This window comes from Methylomonas sp. PHL2-19, assembly GCF_059331595.1.
In genome coordinates this window covers 4,260,139-4,283,036 of record NZ_CP196839.1, presented here as the reverse complement: position 1 = coordinate 4,283,036, position 22,898 = coordinate 4,260,139, and the positions used below count along the sequence as shown (strand labels likewise).

Below are 22,898 nucleotides of genomic sequence, written 5' to 3'. Positions count from 1 at the left end.
TTATGGCGCTAGGGCTGGTGAGTACTTTCGGTTTCGACTTCTTCTTCGGCGCGCAGCATCAACGCACCTTCGGTTACCAATTGTTCGTTGGCATCCAGGCCTTGCGTGATGACCGCCCGGTCTTTCAAACGCAAGCCGATCTCGACCCGGCGCTGCCAGTAGCGGTTGTCGTCTAAAGCCGTGAATACATAATCGGCGTCACCTTCGGTAAACACGGCTGTCAATGGAATCACGAAAGCTTTGTCGTCCGCAGTGCTTTCCACGCTGATGGTGGCATACATACCCGGTAGCAGGCGGCCATTCGGATTGTCTAATTTGCATCTGACTTGCACGGTGCGGGTGGTTTCGTCCAGCACTTGACCGATGTACTGCACCGTCGCCGTAAAGGTCTCGCCGGGGTAGGCGGGTACCGACACGGCGACTTGCTGCCCCAGTTTGATTTTGCCGATGTTGATTTCAAACACCTCCATCAGCACGGTCAAATGTTTGAGGTCGGAAACCACAAACAAAGGCGTATCCAAATCCGGGCGTACTTCCATGCCCGGATTGACGTTGCGTTCCACGACGATGCCTGGCAGTGTCGCCCGCAGCGCGAAGCGGCCGTCGGCTTGGCGGGCGGACAAGTGCAAGTTTTTCAAGCGGTCGGTAGCGCGTTGCAGGTCGCTACGGGCGCTGCTCAAATCGCTCTGCGCTTGTTCCAGTTCCTTGCGAGAAATGGCTTTGCCGGCGTACAGCTCCTGTTGTCGATTGAAAGCATGATTGGCGAGAGTGGCCGCTGCTTGTGCCTTGGCGAAATCGGCTTCCGCGTCGGCGACATCCGGGCTGTCGAGTTCCAATAAGGTCGAACCGGTCTGCACCGGTGTGCCCAGGGCAATCGGCGTGGTGACAACCCGGCCGGCGACCGGCGAACTGATGCGCGAGGTCAGGCTTTCGTCGTACACGATTTTGCCGGCCAATGGTTCCAGCAAAGGATGTTGCGACAAGGTCAAATGCGCAGTTTTGACGTAGGCTTTTTTCGGGGAGTCGGGCGCCAGGACCACTTCGCCGACGGGTGTGGGCGGTTTGGGCGGTGCAGGTTTAGGGTCGGCCGAGTCCGAACAAGCCGACAACAGTTGCGCGGCCAGCACACAACAGCAGAACAGCGATATTTTGGTAAAAGTTGGCACGGAAGTATTCATATCGGTTATTCGTTCAAGCTTATGGTAATTGAGTAGGTGCCTGGGCCTTATTGTTTGCGGTGTTGTTACCGACGTCCTCGCCCAAGGCTTTGGCCAGATCGTAATAGGCATTGGCGCGGTTGATCATGGCCTGGCTGTAATCGCGCATCACGTTTTTATAGCTGCGTTGCGCTTCGATAAAGTCCAGTACGCCGGTAGCGCCCTTGCTGTAGGCCAGTTCCGCGCTGTTGCGCACCGCCAGAGCATCGTCAAGCAAGCCGCTTTGGAAACGCTGGACGATTTTGTCCGCGCTATTCCAAGTGGCTAGAGCATTGGAAACATCATTGCGAATACTCAGCTCGGTTTGCTCGACCGCCAGTTGGTTTTGGTTTAACGCGACCGCCGCCTTGTCCGATTGGCCTTGATATTGATCGAACACTGGCACCGGTACGCTGACGCCGACAAAAAACGAATTGAGTGCGTTATTGCTGGGGTCGCGCGCATAGCCGGCATTGACGGTGACATCCGGGTATTTCAGGCGCCTGGCCAATTCCAGTTCTCTTTCCGCCTGGGCGGCCCGTTGTTTGTCGGCCAGTAAATCCGGACGCTGTTGTAGGGCTTTGTTCATCAACTCGTCTTTGGACAGGTTTTGGCTGATGTCTTTAATGTCCGGCCATTGTTCCTTGGCTTCGAAATACAGGCTTTCACTTGGCCAGCGCAAGATCACTGCCAAAGCGGCTTGCGCCTGTTCTACGGCGGTTTGCGCAGTATCCAGATCGGAGTGGGCGCGCATCGCTTCCATTTTTACCCGCAGAAAATCGGATTCGGCGATGTCGCCGCTGTTCATTCTGAGTTGGTTGGCTTTGGCAATGGTTTGGTAATGATCGACGATTTCCTGCGCCAACCAGCGGTTCTTTTGCGCCAGAAGCAGGTCGTAATAGGCGTCTTCGACCATGTTGGAGAAGATCCGCACTGCATCGCGGAAATCGCTTTCCGCCGCCTGAGTGGCGAAGCCGCTGCTTTGGATGCGCAGGCCGCGTTTGCCAGCTACTTCAATTAGTTGGCTGAAGGAAAAATACTCCGCCGGGCCGCAGGAGACGTTAACATCGTGATTGCAGCCCGTGGCATTTGAACCCATGTTGGGCCGGTTGCTGATTTCGGAAATCTGCACGCCCAGGGTTGGATTGGGTATTGCTGCAGCAATCACCGCTTCAGCGCGTGATTGGTCGATGTTGTATTGCGCGGCGATTAAATCCAGGTTGCGCTGGTAAAACAGAGTCAGCGCCTCATCCAGGGATATGGGCACATTTTGGGCGTGGACCTGGGAAGTCAGCATAGCACCCAGCAAGCCGAGTGCCGCACTGTAGATGATACGTTTAGTTTGCATGGTCTATCCCGGAGTTGTGCAATTGATCGTGCTTGGTAAGCACTCAAAGCAAGTAGTCTGCCAAAGCCAATGTGAGATCGACAGGCCTGGAAATTTGGCTTATTTCAACCTTATTTATCGGCGGGGATTAGGATGTTAGCGGTTCTATTGACTAGAAACGGTTTATATAAACCAATTAATATCGGCGCGTGGCCGAAAAAATTCTAAGCCTGATATGCCTGAGCGGTTCTGAGGCACGCTAGTTGAAGCTGCGGATTGCCGGCAAGCAGGGGATGCCGAAATGTCGGAGATACCCTGGGGCAAGTTTTTTATCAGTCTTATTCAGCATTCCTGCTGATTGGGGGGGCGACGCCGCCGCTCAGCCCGAAAGGCCTGAGGGATAGCGTTTTCTCGAAACGGCCATCGCTAGCGACTGGTTTTGGCGATCCCTAATTTTTGCATGCGGTAACGTAGGGTGCTTGGTTTTAAATTGAGGCGTTGCGCGGCGCCATTGGGGCCTTCAATGACCCAGCGGGTTTGTTCCAGGACGCTGAGGATGTGCTCTTTAGCGATGCTATCCAGGCTGGTGTCGCCGCCTGCTGCCACGAGTTTTAGGCCGGCGTCGGCCGTCGCGGGCAACTGTTCCGGGCCGATGTCCAATATCGGCGTATCGGTCAGGATCACGGCCCGTTCGATGATATTTTCCAGCTCGCGGATATTGCCCGGCCAGCGATAACTCTGCAAACGCTGCATCGATCTGGCACTGACGCCGGTTATTTTTTTACCGATTTTCGGCGCGAATTTAGCGATCAAAAAATTCACCAACAGCGGAATATCTTCCAGCCGTTCCCGCAGCGGCGGCGTGGTCAGCGGAAACACATTCAGACGGTAAAACAGGTCTTCGCGAAAATTCTTTTCCGCTACTTCCGTCAGCAGATCCCGATTCGTCGCGGTAATCACCCGCACATCCATCTTGATGGGTACTTGCCCGCCCACCCGCTCGAATTCGCGTTCTTGAATCACCCGCAATAATTTGACCTGCACATCCAGCGGAATCTCACCGACTTCATCAAGGAACAGCGTGCCGCCCTCAGCCAATTCGAAGCGGCCGATGCGTTTGTTGATAGCGCCGGTAAATGCGCCTTTTTCGTGACCGAATAATTCGCTCTCAATCAAACTGGACGGCAATGCCGCGCAATTGACTTTAATCAACGGCCGGTTTTTCCGGGGACTGGCGGCGTGAATGGCGCGAGCGATCAGTTCTTTACCGGTACCCGATTCGCCTTGGATCAATACCGAGGCGTCAGTCTGCGCGACGCGCTGGACTTGGTTTAGTAAGGATTGCAGCGCCGGACTGCGGCCTATGATGTCGTCGAAATTATGTGTCGATTTAATTTCTTCCTGTAAATACAGATTTTGCGCTTGCAGTCTGGCTTGTTCCCGTTCCATCAACACCCGTTCGGTAATGTCGATAAACATGGTGCGCATGTATTGCCGGCTGGGGTCAAGTTTGGACCACCACTGTATCCAAATCGGCTGATCGTTATCCCTGCGGCGCAATTCCAGCACGACGCCATCGCTATTCGTACCGTCTTCGATGGATTTTAGCGCTAGCTGCAAGCGCTGTTGTGCTTCCACTGTGTCGGGTATAAACGAGCTGCCAATAAGACCCGGCACTTGTTCCGGCGTGATGCCCAGAATGCGCATGGCGGCCTGGTTGGCGGCCTGGAAGCGGGTATCGGTGTCCTCGTGCACATAAGCAATCGGCGCTTCGTCGAACAAATCCTTATAGCGCTGTTCGCTCTGCTGCCGCAGTTCTTCTACCCGAATCCGGTTCAGCTCCGCCGCCGCCCGAGCCGCGAAAATCTTGAAGGTATAGAGCAAGCGGGGTTCTTCGGGCATTGCCCGTTCGTCGAATATCGCCAGGTGGCCGAGGATTTGGCCGTCGGCGTCTTGTAAGGGCACGCCGAGATAACTTTCTATGCCTTCTTCCTTGGGGAAGATTTTCGCCAAGTCCGACGGGTAATGGCACAACTTGCCGGCCAGCACATCGACGCAGGGGGTGCCGGCCAGTTCCCATTCCTGATTGTCTATAAATTGACCGTGCTCCCAGAAGGCCAAGGATCGTATCCGGGTTTTGTCGCTGGTGAATTCGGCGATAAAGCCGTTCGCTACTCCAATGGCCGTGCACAGACTACGCACCAGCGATCTTAAAAAATCCTCGCCGGTGGTTTGCACGGTGCCTTCCACCAGCGCCCGCAGTATGGCCAGTTCCGACGAGTCGACAGTTTGCATGAGTGAAATGGTCCGGTTGCTTGCATTGAATAGCATTCTAACCAGCGGCCGCCACAACACCAAGCCGCAACTATTCGCGGCATCCACAACTATTGGTGGATTTTCGGCGATTGGGATACGGCTTGAATTTGCTTGGTAATTTATAAGTGTTTGTTTTTATTTGCATGTTTTATTTTAAAGCGTTTTGGCATGCCGCTTGCCATTAGTTAAGCGTCTGCCGGGAAATCGGTGGACTCCACTAAATCATTTAACGACTAGGAAAAGACTGATGAAAAACGTAAACACTGTTGTATCGACCGCCATGGCTTCTTTGATTGTATTAGGGGCGTCAGGCTTGCCATCGCTAGCCTTTGCCGCCGACAAAAAAGATATGGAGAAATGTTACGGCGTAGCCAAAGCCGGCAAAAACGACTGCAAAACGCTGTCTAATGCCTGTGCCGGACATTCCACCGCCGATAATCAAAAAGATGCCTTTATCGCCGTGCCTGCCGGCACTTGCGAGCGCATCGTCGGCGGCAGTATGGAAGCGCCCGCGGACATGAAATAAGGGCACAGGCGCCGGTTACTAGGCCGCGCGAACCGTTAAAGAGCGCAGTCATGCCGGCAGCGATTGCCGGCATCCCGCTCACAAGGTTCTGCGCTGTTTAGACGACACCCTTTCACCATTAAATCGAGTACCACATGACTCTCACGAAGCCACTTGCTAAACAGGTATCAGTGAGCTCGGCGATTCCGGCGCAAGCCGGAATCGGCCTTCGCTCTCAGCATCACCGGGATTCCCTAAACCACCCCGTCCGGCCGGCATGGTTGGAAGTCCATAGCGAAAACTACTTTGGCAACGGCGGTATTCCGTTACGCGACTTGGAAGCTATTCGAGCCGATTATCCGATCAGCTTACATGGGGTTGGTATGTCGCTGGGTTCTGTTGACCCGTTGAATCGGCAACACTTACGGCAACTGCGCGATCTGATTCGGCGGATCGAACCGGGACTGGTGTCCGAGCATTTAAGCTGGAGTGCTTTTGGCGGCAGGTACTTGAACGATCTGCTGCCTTTACCCTATACCGATGAGACATTGGCCCATTTAGCTGCGCGCATCTCGCAGGCACAAGATTTTTTAGGCAGACCGCTGTTGATCGAGAATCCTTCCAGTTATTTGGAATACGGCTTTTCCAGCTATACGGAAAGCGAATTTCTCAACGAACTTACCCGGCGTTGCGGCTGCGGGATTTTGTTGGACGTGAATAACCTTTACGTGTCTTGCGTAAATCACGGCTGGCAGGCGCTGGCGTATTTAAACGACATAGCTGCCGACAAGGTCGGCGAAATTCATTTGGCCGGGCATACCGTCAATCAATTCGGCGGGCAGAGCATTCTGATCGACACACACAACGCGCCGGTCAGCGATGCGGTCTGGCAACTCTATCAAACAGCCATACAACGTTTCGGTAGCCGTCCGACTTTGATCGAATGGGATGCCGATCTGCCGCCCTGGCCGGTGTTGGTGGCGGAAGCCGCAAAAGCCGACAGGTTTATGGAGCAGGCTTATGCACAGGCTGCATGAATTACAACGGGATTTTTCCCGTTTTGTGTTGCAAGAATCCCAGCAGCTGCCGGCGGGCGTTAAGTCGATGGGTCTGAGTGCCGAGCAACGGCTGGCCATTTATCGAAACAATACCCGGCTTGGTTTAACGGCAGCATTGCGCGACAGCTATCCGGTCGTGAATCGTCTGGTCGGCGAGGGCTTTTTTGCCGGGCTGGCTGCTGCTTACATCAAAAGCTACCCGCCGCAATCGGCGTGTCTATTGGCATACGGCGCGCATTTTTCCGAGCTGATAAGCGGGTTTGCCGCCGCGCAAAGCTTGGCTTATTTAGCCGATGTCGCCAAGCTGGAGTGGCTGTGGCACGAAGCCTACCACGCCGCCGATGCGCCGATACTGTCCGCTACAGCGTTGGCGCAGATCGATCCAGCTGCCTACGGCCGCTTAGTTTTCAGGCTGCATCCCAGCGCACGCTTCATCGCCTCGGACTATCCGATAGCCCGGATCTGGGCCAGTAACCAGGCCGATGACGCCGGCCGGGAATACATCGATTTGCGTATCGGTGCTTGCCGTTTGCTGCTGTACCGTCCGGGTCGGCAAGTCGAAATCGATAATCTGGATCAGGCGGAATATCAATTTTTACAGCTGTTGGCCGTCGGCACTGCGCTGAGTGCCGCCGTCGAAACCTTACTTACCGATCACCCCGATGCAAACGTGCCTGCCCTGTTGCAACGCTGCTTGCTTAAAGGCCTGTTAACCGATTTTTATTTCGCGGATGCCTAACACATGCATACACACATCATTGCCAAATTATTAGCGCCGTTTTATCGGCCGCAAAGCTGGGGCCGTCGCTGCGGCCTGTTACTGGACAGTTTGACCCCGTTGAGCAGTTTGCTGCTGCGCAGCTGGGTAGCTTATGCGTTCTGGATTTCCGGACTGCTGAAACTCCAAAGCTGGGACAGCACCTTATATCTCTTCGAAAACGAATACGCGGTTCCGCTATTGCCCGCCGGGTTGGCAGCGGTGCTGGCGACCGCAGTCGAACTTATCGGTCCGGCCTTATTGGCCCTGGGTCTTTGCGGGCGCGCCGCGGCAATAGTGCTGTTTTTATTCAATATCGTCGCGGTGATTTCCTACCCGGATTTGGGTAGCGTCGGCATTGAGCAACATAAACAATGGGGCGTCATGTTGTTGGTTTGTTCCTTGCAAGGGCCGGGCAAACTGTCGCTCGATGAATTAATCTGCCGCTACTTGTTCCCGGTGAATGTTGGCGCAGTCAGGTCGGCGTTAAAACGGGAGAATGCATGAACGTCCCGAACGGCGGAGCGCCGCTATCGGGGCAAACCGCGTTGGTGGTTAGCGGCGATTGCGGCATTGGCGCCATGGTGGCGGAGACGTTTGCCGCTGCCGGTGCCAAGGTGTTGCTCAATTATCCGCACGAAAACCCGGCAGCGGACCGCATTGCCCATCGGATTCGGGCTAAGCAGGGACAAGCCATGATATTTCAAGCCGATCTTAGCCGAGAAAGCCAGGTTAACAGTATGTTCGATGTACTCGCCGCCTATTGGGGTGGCTTGAATACATTAGTGACGAATGCCGATCTGGCGCTTGCTGTGCCGGCTGGCAATATGGATCGGGAGCAATGGCGGGAAATTTTGCGGCAAAACCTGGTCGGGCAGTTTTTATGCGTCAGACAGGCGCTGCGAGAGTTTGCCGGACGCGGCGCGCAAGCCGCTACAGCATTGGCACCGACCAACATCATCTGCGTATCCACTTTCCTGGGCGGCCCAGGCGATAACGCGCAACCCTACTATGCAGTCTGTAAGGCCGATATGGCCGGATTATACAAGGCTTGGGTTTCTGCGCATGGCCAAGAAAATGCGGACAAATCAGGCGGTTTGCCGACCGCGAAACATTTGATTGAAACTTGGAACGGCCAGTTGGCGCCGGACTCGGTAGCGCTGGTGTCAGCCGATCCGGAGCAAATAGCAAAAACCGCGGTCGGCTTGGCCGTGCCCGCAGCTTAAGTCCGCTGGCGAATCACAGTAATTAATAGAGCAGAGGCTCATTGAAATGAAACCCTACAAACCACTCGCTATCCCTTCCTCGGAAATCACGCCGCAAGCCCTGTTCCAGGCACGGCGAAAATTTATGCAAACGGCAGGTGGTGCCGCGCTGGCGGCCGTGTGGCCGCAGACACTATGGGCGATGGATAATTTAGGCGGGCTTGGAAAATCTAAATACAGCGTGACGGATGAACTCACACCTCGGCAGGCTGTTACCGAATACAACAACTTTTATGAGTTCGGCACCAGCAAAGATCAGCCGGCCATCAATGCCGGTAGCCTGCAAACCCGGCCTTGGACTATTACGGTAGAAGGCGAAGTGAAAAAATCCAAGGTGTTTGATATTGACGAGTTACTGAAAATGGCGGCGTTGGAAGAGCGGGTTTATCGTCTGCGCTGTGTAGAAGCCTGGTCGATGGTAGTGCCGTGGGTTGGTTATTCGTTGGCGGAATTACTCAAGCGGGTGGAGCCGACCGGCAATGCCAAGTTTGTCGAATTTGTCAGCCTGCACGATCCGGCCCAAATGCCGGGACAAAAGGCCGCAGTGCTGGATTGGCCCTACCGAGAGGGCTTGCGGATGGATGAAGCCATGCACCCTTTGACGTTATTGACCTTTGGTTTGTACGGGCAAGTTTTGCCCAAGCAAAACGGCGCGCCGGTCCGCATCGTCATGCCTTGGAAATATGGATTTAAAAGTGCCAAATCCATCGTCAAAATCCGGCTGGTTGAGCAGCAACCTCTGACCAGTTGGATGAAAGCCGGGCCGGGTGAATACGGCTTTTACGCCAACGTTAATCCCGAGGTCGATCATCCGCGCTGGAGCCAGGCCAAGGAGCGGCGCATCGGCGAGTTTCTGAAACGCAAAACCCTGATGTTCAACGGTTATGCCGACGAAGTGGCGGCACTGTACGCCGGCATGGACTTGCAGCGGAATTTTTAAGCCATGACGATCAAAAATCTCGACAACCGTGTACTGCTCCGGGTGAAAGCGGCCGTATTTCTGACGGCTTTGCTGCCGTTCGCCAAATTGGCCGTCGCCGCTTATGCGGATGAATTGGGCGCCAATCCCATTGAAAAAATGACCCACGTTACCGGGTTTTGGGCTTTGAGTTTTTTGCTGATCACTTTGGCGATCACGCCGCTGCGGCGTCTGTCGGGCTGCTTATGGCTGATGCGCTTGCGGCGCATGCTGGGTTTGTTTGCGTTTTTTTATGCCGGATTGCACTTTGCTATCTACTTGGTTTTGGATCAATTTTTCGATTGGCAGGCAATCGCTAAAGACATCCTGAAACGGCCGTATATCACCGTCGGTTTTAGCGCATTTGTGGCGCTGATTCCGCTGGCATTGACTTCAAATGACGCCATTATCCGCCGCCTGGGCGGCAAACGCTGGCGGGCATTACATCGCTTAACTTATCCGTGCGCGATTGCCGGCGTGGTGCATTTCGGCTGGTTGGTGAAAAAAGATCTAAGCAGACCCATGATATTTGCGCTTGTACTGGCTTTGCTGCTGGGTATGCGCGTGGCTTACCGCTTGGCCGATAACCGCACTGCACATCAAAAGGCTGTTTAGCGGGTCTTGAAGGAATGTGTTACACCAGTAATGAGTGACACTATTTGCAGGTTTGAAGCGTTGGGATTGACGCAGAAGAAGGCGGTTGGTCAAACGTCCAAATGACCTTTAATGAATAACAAGCTGAATCTGCGTTTGTGGACATAAGCTGGATTGAATGATAATGAAACCCAGCTTGGCACGGAAACCCTTAAATGACTTGCTGTTAGGTATATCGACGAATCAAGCAGCGCTCGTCGCTATAGCAAACGCCACCGCCCAATGTCATTAACCCGGCCCTCAATACCTTTCATCCTGAGTTTATCGAAGGGTGCGCCAAATCAGGCTTCGACCAGCTCAGCCCGAACGGAATATCGGTGATAAATAGGACCGGGTTAATAGTGACGCCATACTGTTACTGCCGGGACATTTACAGGGCATGGCGCTTATTCTTATTTACGGTAAGGTGCAAGTGCCGTTGCCGCCGTCTCTAATGTAGTAGTCGGTGGAAACCGTGCCATTGGCTGCCGAGATTACGTTCAAACCCGACCCCAGAAACACGGGTACTGATTTTCGGGTGGTTCCGTTCAATTGGGTTAACGGCGTGCCATTGACAGATACGTTTAATAGGTAACTGCCATTATCGAACAGGTTGACGAAGTACTGGGTATTACCGCTAGCCGGGTTTAAGGCACAGCCTGGGGTGACGGTGGTATAAGATTTTCTACTGGCAGCGTATTCGAGAACGCCGTCAGCGCTGAAAGTGTTAGCTGACGTATCGGGTAGATCGCAGAAGCCCGGTTGTACGGTGAAGGCGTAGGTATCAGCTGTTCTTCTAGACAGGGCGACCACAACAGAGTTATTACCATCAACAAGCCAGACAGCGACATCGGGTTGCGACGCGGTAACTTTGGTCACAATTCCGCCATTGAGAGTAATCGTGGCCTTATCTTTTGACCTTGGGTTGAAGAGGCCGGTTTGAACGGTTGCCGCTTGCAGGCCGGTGGCTGGATTTACCGCACACTGAACCATAGACGAGGCAAAGGTTTTTCCGCTTGGGCCGATTTGAATGGTCGTTGCAGCCTCAACCCTAGGGATTGCAGATAAGACCGAGAGAATTGCCAATAGCTGTATTGACAAGCTTTTTATCGTTTTCATATTCCAAATGCCTTTAGATTAATTAGAGCGGTCTAAATTACTATTTGGCGATGAATTGAATGTTAATTCCACATTAGGGTTAAGTTAAATTTCGCTTCGAAGCGAGTCTGCCGCATTCGCAGGGAAAGCGAAAATCAATCATACAATTTCGAAAGAAAAAATGAGGGCAATGACTGTCATCGACACCAGCACAATGATAAAAAGCACTTCCGCCCAGCGTTCCAAACCTATGGTTGAGCGCTCCAGCCGAATCGACAAAAACGATAACAACGCACTGATGGTGAATAGCAAACTGTCTATTGCCAACGCCTTGTCGATCACGTAACCGACCATGCCTGAAGGCTGACTTTTGACGATGCTGATGACCATAATGCAAACACCTACCATCGTGGCCGAATTGGGCAAAATGTGGTGGGAAAGGTCGTTATTGAGAGCGTGTTTCATTGAATATTTTTTAAGCACTATGGTGGCTATAGGTTTACGTGGCGATAGAAAATCCGTTTCGCCAATTCCGCGGTCAGGATGTAAAGCAATACGATCAAACTCAGCCAACCGATAATCGCCGTCGGCAGCGGTTGAAAGCCTATGAACGGCGCCAAAGGCGTATAAGGCAATGCCGACGTCAGCGCGACGATGGTGGCGGTGGTGAGCATTAAATATCGGCCGGGACGATTGCTGAATAAGCTGTTTTGGCTGCGCACCACGAACACGATCAGCGCAGCGGAAATCACCGATTCGCAAAACCAGCCGGTGCGGAATTGCTCGACCGGTACTTGCAGCCACAACAACACGCCGAAGGTCAGGTAATCGAACACCGAGCTGATAATGCCGAAGGTAATCATAAATTTGCGGATAAAGGAGATATCCCAGCGGTGCGGCTTGCCGAGCATTTCCGGATCGACGTTGTCGGAAGCGATGGTCATTTCCGGAAAATCGGTCAGCAGATTGGTCAGCAAGATTTGCTTGGGCAGTAGCGGCAGGAACGGTAAAAACAGTGACGCGCCGGCCATGCTGAACATATTGCCGAAGTTGGCGCTGGTGGCCATGAACACATACTTAAGGGTATTGGCAAAGGTCGTGCGGCCTTCGCGTATCCCCGCCAGCAACACCCGCAGATTTTTTTCCAGCAACACGATTTGCGCGGTCTGCTTGGCGACGTCGGCGGCGCTGTCCACCGAAATACCTACATCCGCAGCGTGCAGCGCCGAGACATCGTTAATGCCGTCGCCCATGTAACCGACCACGAAGCCGGCTTTCTTTAGCGCGACGATGATGCGCTCTTTCTGATTGGGCTCGATTTCGGCGAATAAATTGACTTGGGCCACTTGATTGATCAAGGCTGTTTCGCTCATCCCGGCCAGATCGGCCGGTGGCAAACAGCAGGATCAGAATAATCGAACTTTTGAATTGCCCGAAAAATAAGCTGACGGTGCTGGGAGGCTTGTGATTTTGTAAACGGTTATCGCCGTAGTGTTTCAGACGCGATGCGGCTTCCTGCTGGGTCAGACCGTGTTCATCGGCTTGCAACTGCTGGAACAATTCCGAAATCGGATTATGCCAAAACGGTTTTGTTTGTTTGGGGGCGACTTTGCTGGGCATCTGCGACCTCGATAATCGGTTGAGCGGACCTTGTGTTTAACGTCCGCTGCTTAAAAATTAACAAACACCGACGCCATGCCCAAATGCCGCATCGTTGCCGCCGTGTGATTGGCGTTATCGAGATATTGGTTCATGTAACCCAATTCGGCCCTAACGTTTTTGTTGAAGCTCCAACCGAAACCGGCAAACGCGCGGTTTTGATCAAACCCGGACTTGCCGCCGAAGGTGGTGGAATTGACCCGGTAAAAGGCTTCGTCCCAAGCAATCAAGCTCAAGCGCGGTTCGAACTCGAGGGGATGCATGAATTTGATCATCTGCCGGGGACGTTCGCGTAATTGGCTACCGTTTAAAAAGTTGGTTTCCCACATCGTGCGGAAGGTAAAAGTGCCTATCTCCGTGGGCAATACATAACGAAACGCCGGCCAAATATCCTGTTGCGAGACATAAGATTTACCGATGTTTTGAGTCGGTAGCCAAGTGTAACCGGCCCAGAGTGTGGCTCGGTCGCTTAGGGCATAACCGGCCGCCGTGCGCACCATGCCTTGATACCAATGACCCCATTCGCCATCGAAGCGCGATTGGCCTTCCAGCCAAACCCGGCCGTTTTTCAGGCTGGGATCGATAAAGCCCATGCTGCCTTCGGCCACGGCTTGTAACCAGGCGCCGGAGTCTTCAAGCAATTCAGTAGCGTTTACAGCGGTCGAAGTAACCAGTAGCGAGCATACGCAGCAGGAATACCATAATGTTCGCGATAGTGTGTGCATGACGATTCTCCAAAATTTAAGCAAAAGCGTCTGTATCTCCCGGTGTTATCGGGAGAGGAACGGGCTTTTGGCGGGGTTGTTAAGGTGTGGTGCTGAGGACGGCTGGGGCGTCACGCGACTGTTGTTGCTGTCGCGTGGGCCTAAGCTGGGTCAAAGTGCTATTTTTCGGCGTGCCGCGAGATGATGGTCGGAATAACTTTCGTGATCGTCCAAGCCGACGATTTGGCAGCGGCCGCCGGCTTGGTTGTAATCTTCGGCAAAGTGGTGGATGAATTCCATGACCGTATGGTCGATTAAATTGGCTTCGGTCAAATCAAAAAATACCGTTTTCCGTTGCGGAAAATCGGCCAGCAAGCTTTTCAAGGTGATGAAGTTGGAAAACACCGCTGCGCCGGATACCGCAATATGATGGGTATCGGCATCGGTTTGACGCACATGAAAAGCCATCGAAAAGGCGTTGCGCAGCTTGAGGCCACGGCTGACGTGGATCGCCAATTCCACGCCGATGCCGATTGCCACGCCAACCAGCAAGTCGGTCGCCAACACACCGAGAATCGTGATGACGAAGACGGCAAAATTATCCACACCCACGGCCAGGGTTTTCGCAAATTCTTTGGGTGAGGCCAAGCGAAAACCGGTGAACACTAACAGGGCAGCCAGAGCCGACAACGGGATTTCGTGAATCAGTTTGGGAAACAGCGCCACGAAGATTAGCAGAAATAAACCATGAAAGAAGTTGGACCAGCCGGTTTTCGCACCGTTGTTGATGTTGGCGGAGCTACGGACAATCTCGGCAATCATCGGTAAACCGCCGCACATGCCGGCAATCACGTTGCCGATACCGACTGCGGTTAAATCGCGATTCAGGTTGGAGCTGCGCTTAAACGGGTCGAGTTTGTCCACGGCCGAGGCGCTTAACAAACTTTCCAGGCTACCGACCAGCCAGATGGTTAATACCGCCAGCCAGAATTCGCCGGTGGCGATTTTGGAAAAGTCGGGCAGATAAAAGCCGGCCAGAAAATGTTCCGGTACCGCTACCAAAAATGACGGGCCAACGCTGAATTCATGGTGCGGCAGAATCGCGGCATCCGGCAAAAACAGGTATTGGTGGATATGGTCTAAATCAAAATACTGACCCAAGGCTAAGCCGAGTAATACCACCAGCAGCGGGGCGGGGATCATTTTTAAAGTGGGATGTTTGATTACCGACCAGAGTATCAACAGCAACAAGCCGAGCAAGCCGATCAGCGACACTTCCGGATTCATGTCCATCAGCGAGTGCGGGATTTCGGCGATGGTCCCCAATAGGCTTTTCGCTTCCGGTTTAACCCCCAGCAAGGTATGAATTTGCTTAGCCATGATGATGATGCCGATGGCGGCCAGCATGCCGTGTACCACGGATGAGGGGAAAAAGGCGCTGAGCTTGCCGGCCTTAAACACGCCCAGCAGCACTTGCAACACGCTGGCGATGACGATAGCGGCGAGTGTGTAGCGGTAGCCGGCCATCGCATCACCTTGGCCCAGCGCTTGAACGGCATCGACGATCACCACGATCAAACCTGCTGCCGGGCCGTTGATCGTGACATACGAGCCATTGATTCGGGAAACCACCACGCCGCCGATAATCGCGGTGATGATGCCGGACATGGGCGGAAAGCCCGACGCCATGGCGATACCCAGGCACAAAGGCAGGGCAATCAAAAATACTAAAAACCCGGATAGCAGATCGCTACGCCAGTTTTCGATTAAACCGGGGAGCCCGGATTTAGGCAAGGTGGCCGAAGAGGATGTGGTCATGGTCTTTCTCAAGTAGCCTAGGAAAACCAAAGTGCAGCGAGAAACATGCCAGTTTTGCATGAACTGCGTCAGTGCAGGTATATCAAGGGTTGTGGACGTGGTTGCTCGGAAAATGGTTGTCGATTTGATTGATTGGCCTGGTTGATTCGTCAGCTTCAACCAATTGGGTGGTTTATTTGCACCGATGGGGCTTAGCTTGGGGTTTAAATAATTAGCTGGAAACGTTGATATGCCAGGGTTTAGGGATTTGGCACGCACTATGCTGTGTGAAGCATAAGAGGCTGTTCGCCTCAACTTCTGTTTGACTAGCGAGGTTTAAGTTACAGATGTCTGCTTCTGCCCATCACAATGTTCACAAAGCTGCGTTCGATCTCAATGCGGCTATCGACCACATCGCCCATTGGCTGCCCAGCCAGGGGCCTATTAAGGATTTTATTCACCACAACACCTTGCATGCCGTGCAGGACTATCCGTTTCACGAGGGGGTGGCGGTGGCGGCTCAGGTATATGGCGCGAAAAGCTATTTGCCTTTGGCCGATTATCTGAAACGCTATGACGAAGGCCGGATCAGCGATCAAGCACTGGAATGGGCGATTACGCAGGCCAATTGCAGCGTCTATCAAGAGCAGTCGTTGCGGTCATCTTTGTTTGAGCCGGACGGTCACAGTCATTATCCGCCGCAGTCCTTGGCTAACCACGGTATCCGCACTGCTTGGCTCAATCACCTGGAAATCGACTTGAACGGTATGGTGCATCCGGTGATGTTCAGATTGTTAAGTAACTTTCTTGATCAGGGTATAAGCCGTTGGGCCATGCCCAAGCCGGACGAGCGTTTCTGGGATTGCGTGTTACGTTTGGTGCAAAACAGCCTGTTACCTCTGTATCCGTTTCATCAGCCGGTGGTGCGGCAAATGCTGGACGCCGGGCCCGATCAGGTGATTTTGAATTGTTTAAGCAAAATCGTCGGTGACGAAACCTTGTACGGCCAATATCTATTGGAAGTATTGCTGGCCCATCCCGGTTGGTCGGGGATGGTGCGGATAATCGAAACCCAGCCGAATGTGTTGCTGGCGCCACGGGCTATTTCGCTGAAAGAATTGTTAGCGGTGGAACTGGCTTGCGAGTTGGCGTTTATCGATAAAAAGCACGGAGGTCGGTTTTTACAGATCGCCCAGCTACCGAATTTACACGCTATTCCTTTACTGGAGCGCGATGCCACCCAACCCCAGGTACCGCTGAAAATGCGGGTGTGGCACGAGGCAATGGAGTGGTCGCTGCATTCTGAATTACTCATAGCCTTGCGCGAGCAAGCGCCGATTAACCCGTCGGCGGAGCAAGTGCCCAAAGTGCAGGCGCTATTTTGCATAGACGATAGGGAATGTTCGCTGCGCCGCTATCTGGAAGAAATGGATCCGGGTATTGAAACCTTCGGCGCACCGGGATTTTTTGGTATCGATTTTCTCTACCAAGGCTTGGATGATGTGTATCCGGTGGCGCAGTGTCCGGTGGTGATCAAACCCAAACATCTCATTTTGGAATCGACCGATACGCCGCAGTCCGACAAACCCGAGAAGGGCGAGTCGCTGTCGATCCTGCATTTTGGCGCGCATTCCATGTTCCGTGGTTGGCTGTATACGCAAACTTTGGGCTTGGCCTACGCCTTAAGACTGGGCTGGAGTGTGTTGCGCCCCGGTGGCCAGTTGCCGGGCATCCAAAGCTTGAGCGAAGTGGAGGCGCATGGTCATTTACATCTATTGCGGGAGAGCGACGAACCGAATGAGGACGGCTACCTGCTGGGGTTTTCGTTGATGGAAATGGCGGATAGGGTGAGCGGTTTGTTGCGCAATATCGGCCTGACTAAGCAGTTCGCGCCCTTAATCGTGGTGGTGGCCCACGGCTCCAGCAGCGTCAACAATCCGCATTTCGCCGCTTACGATTGCGGTGCTTGCTCCGGTAAGCCGGGTGCGCCCAATGCGCGGGCCTTTGCCTGGATGGCCAATCACCCGCAGGTACGAGAGATTTTGCGGGAGCGCGGCATCGATATTCCCGCCAGCACCCATTTTGTGCCGGCCTTACACAACACTAGCCGTGACGAGATCAGTTATTTCGATCAACAGGAACTGGATAAAGCCGCGCGTCACGAGTTTCACAGTTTCCAACACAGTATGCAGCATGCCTTGCAGCGCAACGCGCGCGAACGCTGCCGCTGGTTTGAATTGGGGCCGAAATCGCATAACAACGCGGAAGCGCATAGTCATGTGGTGGCGCGGGCCTCGTCGATTTTCGAGCCGCGTCCGGAATTGAATCATTCCAATAATCTGTATTGTGTGGTGGGGCGGCGCGACTTGACCCGGCATCTATTCTTGGATAGAAGGGCGTTTCTGCAATCCTACGACCCCAACAGCGATAGCGACGGTTCGATCTTGGTCAAGGTGCTGTCGGCGGTCATTCCGGTATGCGGCGGTATCAATCTGGAGTACCTGTTTTCGCGCATCGACAATTCGGTCTACGGCGCTGGCACCAAGCTGCCGCACAACGTGATCGGTCTGTTAGGCGTGGCCAACGGAGTGGAAGGCGATTTACGCACCGGCTTGCCGTCGCAAATGATTGAAGTTCATGAGCCGGCGCGCTTGCTGATGGTGGTGGAGCAAACCACCGCGATTGCCGATCAGGCTATTGCGATGTTGGGCGGCTGGCGGGAATGGTTGGATAACGAGTGGATTCGCCTGGTGGCTTGCGATCCGGTGAGCCGCGCCCTGTATTTGTACAGCAGCGATGGCTGGAAAGTGGCCGAACCCGCGGCTGGCAGACCGTTGCCGGTTGCCAGCCATTCGGAAAAAATTATTGTCGGACAAACCCGGACCATTCCGGTCCACGCATTAGAAAGGAGACAGGCGTGAGTGCTTTATTATTGGCGTGTGTATTATTGCCATTGCTTGGATTTTTGCTGATTTTTTTCAGCCCGGACAACGAACATCGAATTGCCGCGATCAGCCTGTGGATGACCCGAATCAAAGGGGTGGCTGTGCTAGGTTTACTGGCTGCATGGGCCGCCCATGGCTTTGCCAACTTTGAATATCAATGGCTGGTATTGTATCAACACGATGATTACCAGTTTCCTTTGTTGTTTTTTCTGGATAGGGTCGGCGCCGCGTATTTGTTCGTGGTGTGGGCGGTATTCTCGGCCATTGTTAAATATTGCCGGGTCTATCTGCACCGGGAAGCGGGCTACAAACGCTTCTTTCAGGCTATTTTTGGATTTGCCTTTGGGTTAAATCTGATCGTGCTGTCCGGCAGTATCGATATGCTGTTTGCGGGTTGGGAAATTGTCGGCATCTCCTCATTCTTGCTGATCGCCTTTTACCGCCATCGGCCGCAACCCGTGCGCAATGCCTTACGCGCTTACACGATTTATCGGTTTTGCGATGTCGGCTTGCTGGTGGGTACCTGGATGAGCCATTTGCTGTTTCACGAAAGTCAGCATTTTAGCCAGTTGTTGACCATGTTCGATCCTAACAACATTCCTCCCGCAGGGTATGCCTCCTTGGCCATTTTATCCTGGCTGATTATTTTGGCTGCTTCCGGCAAATCGGCGCAGTTTCCATTCAGTTTCTGGCTGCCACGGGCCATGGAAGGGCCGACGCCGTCCAGCGCGATTTTCTACGGGGCGCTATCGATTCATCTGGGCGTGTTTCTGTTATTGCGGACCATGCCGATCTGGAGTTATCACTACCTGCCGCGTTTGATCGTATTCAGTATTGGCGCGTTGACGGTGTTTGTTGCCACCTTGGCGGAGAAAACCCAGTCCAATATCAAAGGCCAAGTGGCTTACGCCTCCATCGCGCAAGTCGGGATTATGTTCGTCGAGTTGGCATTGGGTTTGGAAGATTTGGTGTTGCTGCACTTTATGGGTAATGCCTTTTTGCGCTGCTATCAGTTGTTGGTATCGCCATCCATCGTGGCGCATTTACTGCGGGTGGAAGGCAATGTCGATAGCGATTTTTATATTAAAAACAATGAACAACTGATGTTTTTGCCGGCGTCGATTCGCGATTCCTTGCCTGACGTATTGCAAAATACCTTGTATGTCTTTGCCTTGCAGGAAGGACAGTTGGAATTGTTGGTGAAGAAAATCTTGTGGGAGCCCTTGAAAAACCTGGGCCGGCAATTGAACGGGGTGAGTCTGTGGATCAAAATTTTGGCGGGCCTCGCGCTGTTGGCGATCATTGCCATCGCCGCGTCCGGCGTAAGCAGCGTGGCCAGAATCTATTTGTCCATGCCGATCTCCCTGGCGATGGCGGTCGTGTCTTTAAGCGCATTTAGCAACAAACGCAGCCCGTTCCAGGTTTGGCACAGTGTGGCCTTGAGCAGTATTTTGGCCGGCGTGGCGGTGTGGTTGATGGTGCCTGCCGCTTGGTACGATGTCGCCTTATTTTTCAGCGGCATCATTCCCTCCTGGGCTTTGGGTATAGTGGCGCTTAGCGTTTTGTTGAGACATTACCATTTCGCCGACGAACCTTTTGTATTTCGCGCCTTCGCCGAAACCCGGCCCGGTTGGTCTTTAATGTTGTTTTTAAGCTTTTTGGGTTTGGTCGGTTTCCCGATAACACCAGCATTTTTAGGCGAGGATTTACTCTTGTCGCATGCCAGCAGCCAACATCCCTGGTTTGCCGCGCCGATTACCGTGTCGTTTGTGATTAATGGTATCGCCATCGCCAGAGTGTATTTACGGCTTTGCATGGGGCGGCCGGTAGAACTGCGGGGGGCGGTTTGAGGTTTGTTGGTTCTCAACATTTACGAAGGTGGGCCGACGAGAGTGGTCAGAACTGGGCTGTTGGGCTTCCTTCCTTCCTTTCTGTCCGGTTCTGAGCCTAAAACGCTCGATCAAATGCTAATTGCATATCAGATGTAGGGTACGCACAGCGTACCATTTAATGGCTTTTTTGGCAGCTCAAGCCAAAAGGTACGCGGTGCGTACCCTACCGGGCTTCGGCTTTATTGATCGCAGTGGAATGGATATCCTCTGAGATTGCAAGTCCGGGGTAGGTTTTGTGTAGCCTCGATGCAGCGTTAGCGGAATCGAGGGTGTCGGCCCATCATCAGACTAACATCGGCAAATTTTAAGAGTGGTGGCCTTCGAACCCTCGATTTCATCGAGGCTACTGACTGACGAGAGCGGCTAAAAACGGACTATCGCGCTTCGGTTTTAGATGTAGGGTACGCACCGCATACCGTTTAATGGCTTTTTGGCGGCGCAAGCCAAAAGGTACGCGGTGCGTACCCTACCGGGCTTGCTCCGGTGTGCTATAGACCAAAATGGCATCGCCTTTTTCAAGTGCGGACAAATAGCAGGAGCGTTCAGGCTCTCCCTTTCGCTCCGCTGTATCAAAGGGCAAAGTTCCAGCTTTTAATATCTCAACCTGAGACCACCCGCAATTTAGCGCCACGAGTTCTGCCGCCTCCCAGTCGTGAGCGGAGCCAAGCGACTGCCGTACGTAGATATGCATTGCGTGACGCTGACCAGTAGGAAAGCGTTTTACATCTGACGAAGTGGCTTTTGCCAAAAAGATATGGACTTCAGCTGTCATGACACATAACTATTGATTATCAGGCAAATCTGCCTATATAAGTTGATATTAACAGCCTTTTCAGGCGCTTTTGCCCACGTTCGTTTTGCCACTGACTTTATCAGGTAGGTGTTTTATGTCAAGCCCGTGCCGTTTGGCGATGCGCATAGAGGACGATGGCTTTGAAATGTGCGATTACGCAAGCTAACAGTATCTAAATTTTGAATGCCAGCAGGAACAGACTACGACATGCACGCCAATTGCCAGCCGTTCATTCTTTTTATGCAGGCCGCTATTTCCGGCTCAGCAAGAACAGTAAAACCACGCTGATCAGAAAGAACAGCGCTGTTGTGCTTTTCCAGAACAACAGTGGATTGCGTTCTATAAGCGGAATCTTGTCTTCCGCTTTCAGGAATTGCGGGTTGGGGGTGGAAAGGTCGTGCAGGAATTCGGACAATTCGTCGTAGCGGGATCGTGGCGAAACGGTCGTGGCCTTTTTCAGGGTGCCGTCTATCCAGATCGGCACCATTTCGTTGCGGCGGATGCTGGGAATGTAAACCAGGCGCTCGAGATTGTGGCGATTGGGTTTTTCCGGCATGTTGGCGAATGGCAGGCTGCCGTTGAGCATTTCGTAACAGATGACGCCCAACGAGAACAAATCCGACTTTACCGTGCCGGTTTGCCCCAGGTGATACTCCGGCGCGGTGTAGTTCAGTGTGCCGAGAATATTCTCGGTCTGATGCCGGTCAAGCGGGGTGATCTCGGCGATGCCGGCGATTTTCACCGAACCGAAATCGATGATCTTCACCGTGCCGCTGTTGTCAATCATGATATTTTCCGGCTTCAAATCCTGATGCAGCATTTCCATGCGATGAAAGGCGCGTAGCCCTTTGGCGATTTGTTCGATCAGGGCGCGTACCCGCTTGATCTCCGGCTTGGGGTTCTGAGTGATCCATTCTCTTAAGGTTTGCCCCTCGATAAATTCGGTTACATAGTAAAGACAGCTTTTAGCACGGTCGGATTCGAGCACTGTCAAGACGTTGGGATGGTTGAGGCGTTTGCCGGCCCATTCTTCGTGCAAAAAATGCTCGATATAATGGGTGTCGTCGTTATACAGCACCGATGGCGTTTTCAAAATCACCCGGCGGTTATGCAGCGTATCGAAGGCTTGGTAAATTTGCGTGCGTTTGCTGGCATGCAATTCCGCTTCGACCCGGTAGCCATCCAGCAGCATGCCGGGTGACAGCGGCGGTGGGAACGGCAAATGCCCATGGTGCCGCAATATTTCGTCTTCGCGCAGTTGCGGCAAGTCGTCGATGCGAACCAGTTGGCAGGTTACATTGTCGTCGCTGCCGTTAGCCAAGGCGGTTTTGACCAAAATTTCCGCAAGGGTTTGCAGATCGGAATCCTGCGAGAGCAGCGTTTTTAGGTGGTGCTCGCTAATAAAATCGTGGAGCCCGTCCGAAGTCATCAAGAATAAGTCGTTTTTTTCGACGGTCAGCGATTTGTAATCCACTTCCAAATGCGGTTCGATACCCATCGCCCGATTCAGATAGCTTTTGTCGTTGGACACCCAAAGCCTGTGGTCGCGCGTGAGTTGCTCCAGCCCATGTTGTCGCCATAAATAAATCCGCGAATCACCGACGTGCAGAATATGGGCGGTGTTGGATTTAAGTACCAGCACACTGAGCGTGCTCACCATGCCTTTAACCGAGGCATAGCGGATTTGTCCCTGGCTGTGCAGCCAGGAGTTGGTGGCAGAGAGGATTTTTTGTCCGGCCTTGGCCACCGACCAGGAATCCGGCGTGCTGTAATAATCTTCCAAAAACGCGGTAATGCAGCAATGGCTGGCTTCCTTGCCGGCTTCACTGCCGCTCATGCCGTCCGCAATGCCCGCTACGATGCCTTTTAGGGTGAGTTGCGGTTCCTCGGGGACGACAGCCCCCCAGCAATCTTCGTTTTCGGGTTTCACACCTTTGTCGCTGTGCGAACCGAGCTTGACTGATAAGGTTTTGCCCATAGTCTGCCGAGAACTGA

Annotated in this window: 19 protein-coding genes and 1 pseudogene; 9 read left to right on the top strand and 11 right to left on the bottom strand. The window is 53.2% G+C overall.

Translation table 11 applies throughout. From position 1 onward, the window contains the following. Positions 1 to 8: 8 nt before the first annotated feature. The 3 genes from ACR02O_RS19730 to ACR02O_RS19720 form a co-directional block, all read right to left on the bottom strand. Entirely contained in the window at positions 9 to 1,178 is a 1,170-nt protein-coding gene (locus ACR02O_RS19730) for an efflux RND transporter periplasmic adaptor subunit (protein ID WP_494522272.1), read from the bottom strand. Positions 1,179 to 1,197: 19 nt separating this feature from the next. Then, the gene (locus ACR02O_RS19725; protein WP_494522271.1) at positions 1,198 to 2,544 is read right to left on the bottom strand and encodes a TolC family protein; all 1,347 of its coding nucleotides are present in this window, start codon (positions 2,542 to 2,544) and stop codon (positions 1,198 to 1,200) included. 405 nt (positions 2,545 to 2,949) lie between these two features. Beyond that, positions 2,950 to 4,818 (bottom strand): sigma-54-dependent Fis family transcriptional regulator, encoded by a 1,869-nt coding sequence (locus ACR02O_RS19720; RefSeq protein WP_494522270.1) that lies wholly within the window; start codon positions 4,816 to 4,818, stop codon positions 2,950 to 2,952. Between the two features lie 268 nt (positions 4,819 to 5,086). Here ACR02O_RS19720 and ACR02O_RS19715 point away from each other — a divergent pair, with 268 nt between their 5' ends. The 7 genes from ACR02O_RS19715 to msrQ all read left to right on the top strand — a co-directional run bounded on the left by ACR02O_RS19715 (position 5,087) and on the right by msrQ (position 9,997). Then, positions 5,087 to 5,365 (top strand): BufA1 family periplasmic bufferin-type metallophore, encoded by a 279-nt coding sequence (locus ACR02O_RS19715; RefSeq protein WP_445366736.1) that lies wholly within the window; start codon positions 5,087 to 5,089, stop codon positions 5,363 to 5,365. Between the two features lie 134 nt (positions 5,366 to 5,499). Next, positions 5,500 to 6,381 (top strand): MNIO family bufferin maturase, encoded by an 882-nt coding sequence (gene bufB, locus ACR02O_RS19710; RefSeq protein ID WP_494522269.1) that lies wholly within the window; start codon positions 5,500 to 5,502, stop codon positions 6,379 to 6,381. After that, positions 6,365 to 7,141 carry an HvfC/BufC N-terminal domain-containing protein gene (locus ACR02O_RS19705; RefSeq protein WP_494522268.1) on the top strand — a complete coding sequence of 259 codons (777 nt, stop codon included), beginning with the start codon at positions 6,365 to 6,367 and terminating at the stop codon, positions 7,139 to 7,141. Before bufB ends, ACR02O_RS19705 begins: the two co-directional genes overlap by 17 nt. A 3-nt stretch (positions 7,142 to 7,144) precedes the next feature. After that, positions 7,145 to 7,666: a DoxX family protein gene (locus ACR02O_RS19700; RefSeq protein WP_494522267.1), complete on the top strand. Its 522-nt coding sequence runs from the start codon at positions 7,145 to 7,147 to the stop codon at positions 7,664 to 7,666. Then, a complete protein-coding gene (locus ACR02O_RS19695; RefSeq protein WP_494522266.1) occupies positions 7,663 to 8,385 on the top strand; it encodes an SDR family NAD(P)-dependent oxidoreductase in 723 nt (240 codons plus the stop codon). Before ACR02O_RS19700 ends, ACR02O_RS19695 begins: the two co-directional genes overlap by 4 nt. Before the next feature lie 46 nt (positions 8,386 to 8,431). After that, positions 8,432 to 9,364: a protein-methionine-sulfoxide reductase catalytic subunit MsrP gene (gene msrP, locus ACR02O_RS19690; RefSeq protein WP_494522265.1), complete on the top strand. Its 933-nt coding sequence runs from the start codon at positions 8,432 to 8,434 to the stop codon at positions 9,362 to 9,364. 3 nt (positions 9,365 to 9,367) lie between these two features. After that, complete coding sequence (gene msrQ, locus ACR02O_RS19685) at positions 9,368 to 9,997, top strand: protein-methionine-sulfoxide reductase heme-binding subunit MsrQ (RefSeq protein ID WP_494522264.1); 630 nt, start codon at positions 9,368 to 9,370, stop codon at positions 9,995 to 9,997. A 435-nt stretch (positions 9,998 to 10,432) separates the two neighbouring features. Here msrQ and ACR02O_RS19680 read toward each other — a convergent pair whose 3' ends face one another. The 6 genes and pseudogenes from ACR02O_RS19680 to ACR02O_RS19655 all read right to left on the bottom strand — a co-directional run bounded on the left by ACR02O_RS19680 (position 10,433) and on the right by ACR02O_RS19655 (position 15,294). Continuing rightward, a complete protein-coding gene (locus ACR02O_RS19680) occupies positions 10,433 to 11,134 on the bottom strand; it encodes a hypothetical protein (protein ID WP_445366728.1) in 702 nt (233 codons plus the stop codon). A 138-nt stretch (positions 11,135 to 11,272) separates the two neighbouring features. Further along, the gene (locus tag ACR02O_RS19675) at positions 11,273 to 11,578 is read right to left on the bottom strand and encodes a hypothetical protein (RefSeq protein WP_445366727.1); all 306 of its coding nucleotides are present in this window, start codon (positions 11,576 to 11,578) and stop codon (positions 11,273 to 11,275) included. Between the two features lie 26 nt (positions 11,579 to 11,604). Further along, a complete protein-coding gene (locus tag ACR02O_RS19670) occupies positions 11,605 to 12,486 on the bottom strand; it encodes an HAD-IC family P-type ATPase (RefSeq protein ID WP_445366726.1) in 882 nt (293 codons plus the stop codon). A 28-nt stretch (positions 12,487 to 12,514) separates the two neighbouring features. Continuing rightward, positions 12,515 to 12,733 (bottom strand): annotated as a pseudogene (locus tag ACR02O_RS19665) (cation-transporting P-type ATPase); the annotation flags it as partial. A 50-nt stretch (positions 12,734 to 12,783) separates the two neighbouring features. After that, complete coding sequence (locus ACR02O_RS19660) at positions 12,784 to 13,497, bottom strand: DUF2490 domain-containing protein (protein ID WP_494522263.1); 714 nt, start codon at positions 13,495 to 13,497, stop codon at positions 12,784 to 12,786. A gap of 150 nt (positions 13,498 to 13,647) precedes the next feature. Beyond that, a complete protein-coding gene (locus ACR02O_RS19655; protein ID WP_445366724.1) occupies positions 13,648 to 15,294 on the bottom strand; it encodes a SulP family inorganic anion transporter in 1,647 nt (548 codons plus the stop codon). A 326-nt stretch (positions 15,295 to 15,620) separates the two neighbouring features. Between ACR02O_RS19655 and ACR02O_RS19650 the strand changes: the two genes are divergently transcribed. Beyond that, positions 15,621 to 18,194 (top strand): YbcC family protein, encoded by a 2,574-nt coding sequence (locus ACR02O_RS19650; RefSeq protein WP_445366723.1) that lies wholly within the window; start codon positions 15,621 to 15,623, stop codon positions 18,192 to 18,194. After that, the gene (locus ACR02O_RS19645; RefSeq protein WP_494522262.1) at positions 18,191 to 20,068 is read left to right on the top strand and encodes a proton-conducting transporter transmembrane domain-containing protein; all 1,878 of its coding nucleotides are present in this window, start codon (positions 18,191 to 18,193) and stop codon (positions 20,066 to 20,068) included. The genes ACR02O_RS19650 and ACR02O_RS19645 overlap by 4 nt, the downstream gene beginning before the upstream one ends. A gap of 508 nt (positions 20,069 to 20,576) precedes the next feature. Here the strand turns inward: ACR02O_RS19645 and ACR02O_RS19640 are convergent. Together ACR02O_RS19640 and ACR02O_RS19635 are read right to left on the bottom strand one after the other, a co-directional pair. Beyond that, positions 20,577 to 20,882 (bottom strand): hypothetical protein, encoded by a 306-nt coding sequence (locus tag ACR02O_RS19640; protein WP_494522261.1) that lies wholly within the window; start codon positions 20,880 to 20,882, stop codon positions 20,577 to 20,579. Between the two features lie 271 nt (positions 20,883 to 21,153). Beyond that, positions 21,154 to 22,881, bottom strand: a complete 1,728-nt coding sequence (locus ACR02O_RS19635) for a bifunctional protein-serine/threonine kinase/phosphatase (protein WP_494522260.1) — start codon at positions 22,879 to 22,881, stop codon at positions 21,154 to 21,156. Positions 22,882 to 22,898 lie beyond the last annotated feature (17 nt).

Bases quoted from the DNA above. Each gene is read 5' to 3' on its own strand.
- ACR02O_RS19730 (WP_494522272.1), bottom strand. From the start codon at position 1,178: ATGAATACTTCCGTGCCAACTTTTACCAAAATATCGCTGTTCTGCTGT.
- ACR02O_RS19725 (WP_494522271.1), bottom strand. From the start codon at position 2,544: ATGCAAACTAAACGTATCATCTACAGTGCGGCACTCGGCTTGCTGGGT.
- ACR02O_RS19720 (WP_494522270.1), bottom strand. From the start codon at position 4,818: ATGCAAACTGTCGACTCGTCGGAACTGGCCATACTGCGGGCGCTGGTG.
- ACR02O_RS19715 (WP_445366736.1), top strand. From the start codon at position 5,087: ATGAAAAACGTAAACACTGTTGTATCGACCGCCATGGCTTCTTTGATT.
- bufB (WP_494522269.1), top strand. From the start codon at position 5,500: ATGACTCTCACGAAGCCACTTGCTAAACAGGTATCAGTGAGCTCGGCG.
- ACR02O_RS19705 (WP_494522268.1), top strand. From the start codon at position 6,365: ATGCACAGGCTGCATGAATTACAACGGGATTTTTCCCGTTTTGTGTTG.
- ACR02O_RS19700 (WP_494522267.1), top strand. From the start codon at position 7,145: ATGCATACACACATCATTGCCAAATTATTAGCGCCGTTTTATCGGCCG.
- ACR02O_RS19695 (WP_494522266.1), top strand. From the start codon at position 7,663: ATGAACGTCCCGAACGGCGGAGCGCCGCTATCGGGGCAAACCGCGTTG.
- msrP (WP_494522265.1), top strand. From the start codon at position 8,432: ATGAAACCCTACAAACCACTCGCTATCCCTTCCTCGGAAATCACGCCG.
- msrQ (WP_494522264.1), top strand. From the start codon at position 9,368: ATGACGATCAAAAATCTCGACAACCGTGTACTGCTCCGGGTGAAAGCG.
- ACR02O_RS19680 (WP_445366728.1), bottom strand. From the start codon at position 11,134: ATGAAAACGATAAAAAGCTTGTCAATACAGCTATTGGCAATTCTCTCG.
- ACR02O_RS19675 (WP_445366727.1), bottom strand. From the start codon at position 11,578: ATGAAACACGCTCTCAATAACGACCTTTCCCACCACATTTTGCCCAAT.
- ACR02O_RS19670 (WP_445366726.1), bottom strand. From the start codon at position 12,486: ATGAGCGAAACAGCCTTGATCAATCAAGTGGCCCAAGTCAATTTATTC.
- ACR02O_RS19660 (WP_494522263.1), bottom strand. From the start codon at position 13,497: ATGCACACACTATCGCGAACATTATGGTATTCCTGCTGCGTATGCTCG.
- ACR02O_RS19655 (WP_445366724.1), bottom strand. From the start codon at position 15,294: ATGACCACATCCTCTTCGGCCACCTTGCCTAAATCCGGGCTCCCCGGT.
- ACR02O_RS19650 (WP_445366723.1), top strand. From the start codon at position 15,621: ATGTCTGCTTCTGCCCATCACAATGTTCACAAAGCTGCGTTCGATCTC.
- ACR02O_RS19640 (WP_494522261.1), bottom strand. From the start codon at position 20,882: ATGACAGCTGAAGTCCATATCTTTTTGGCAAAAGCCACTTCGTCAGAT.
- ACR02O_RS19635 (WP_494522260.1), bottom strand. From the start codon at position 22,881: ATGGGCAAAACCTTATCAGTCAAGCTCGGTTCGCACAGCGACAAAGGT.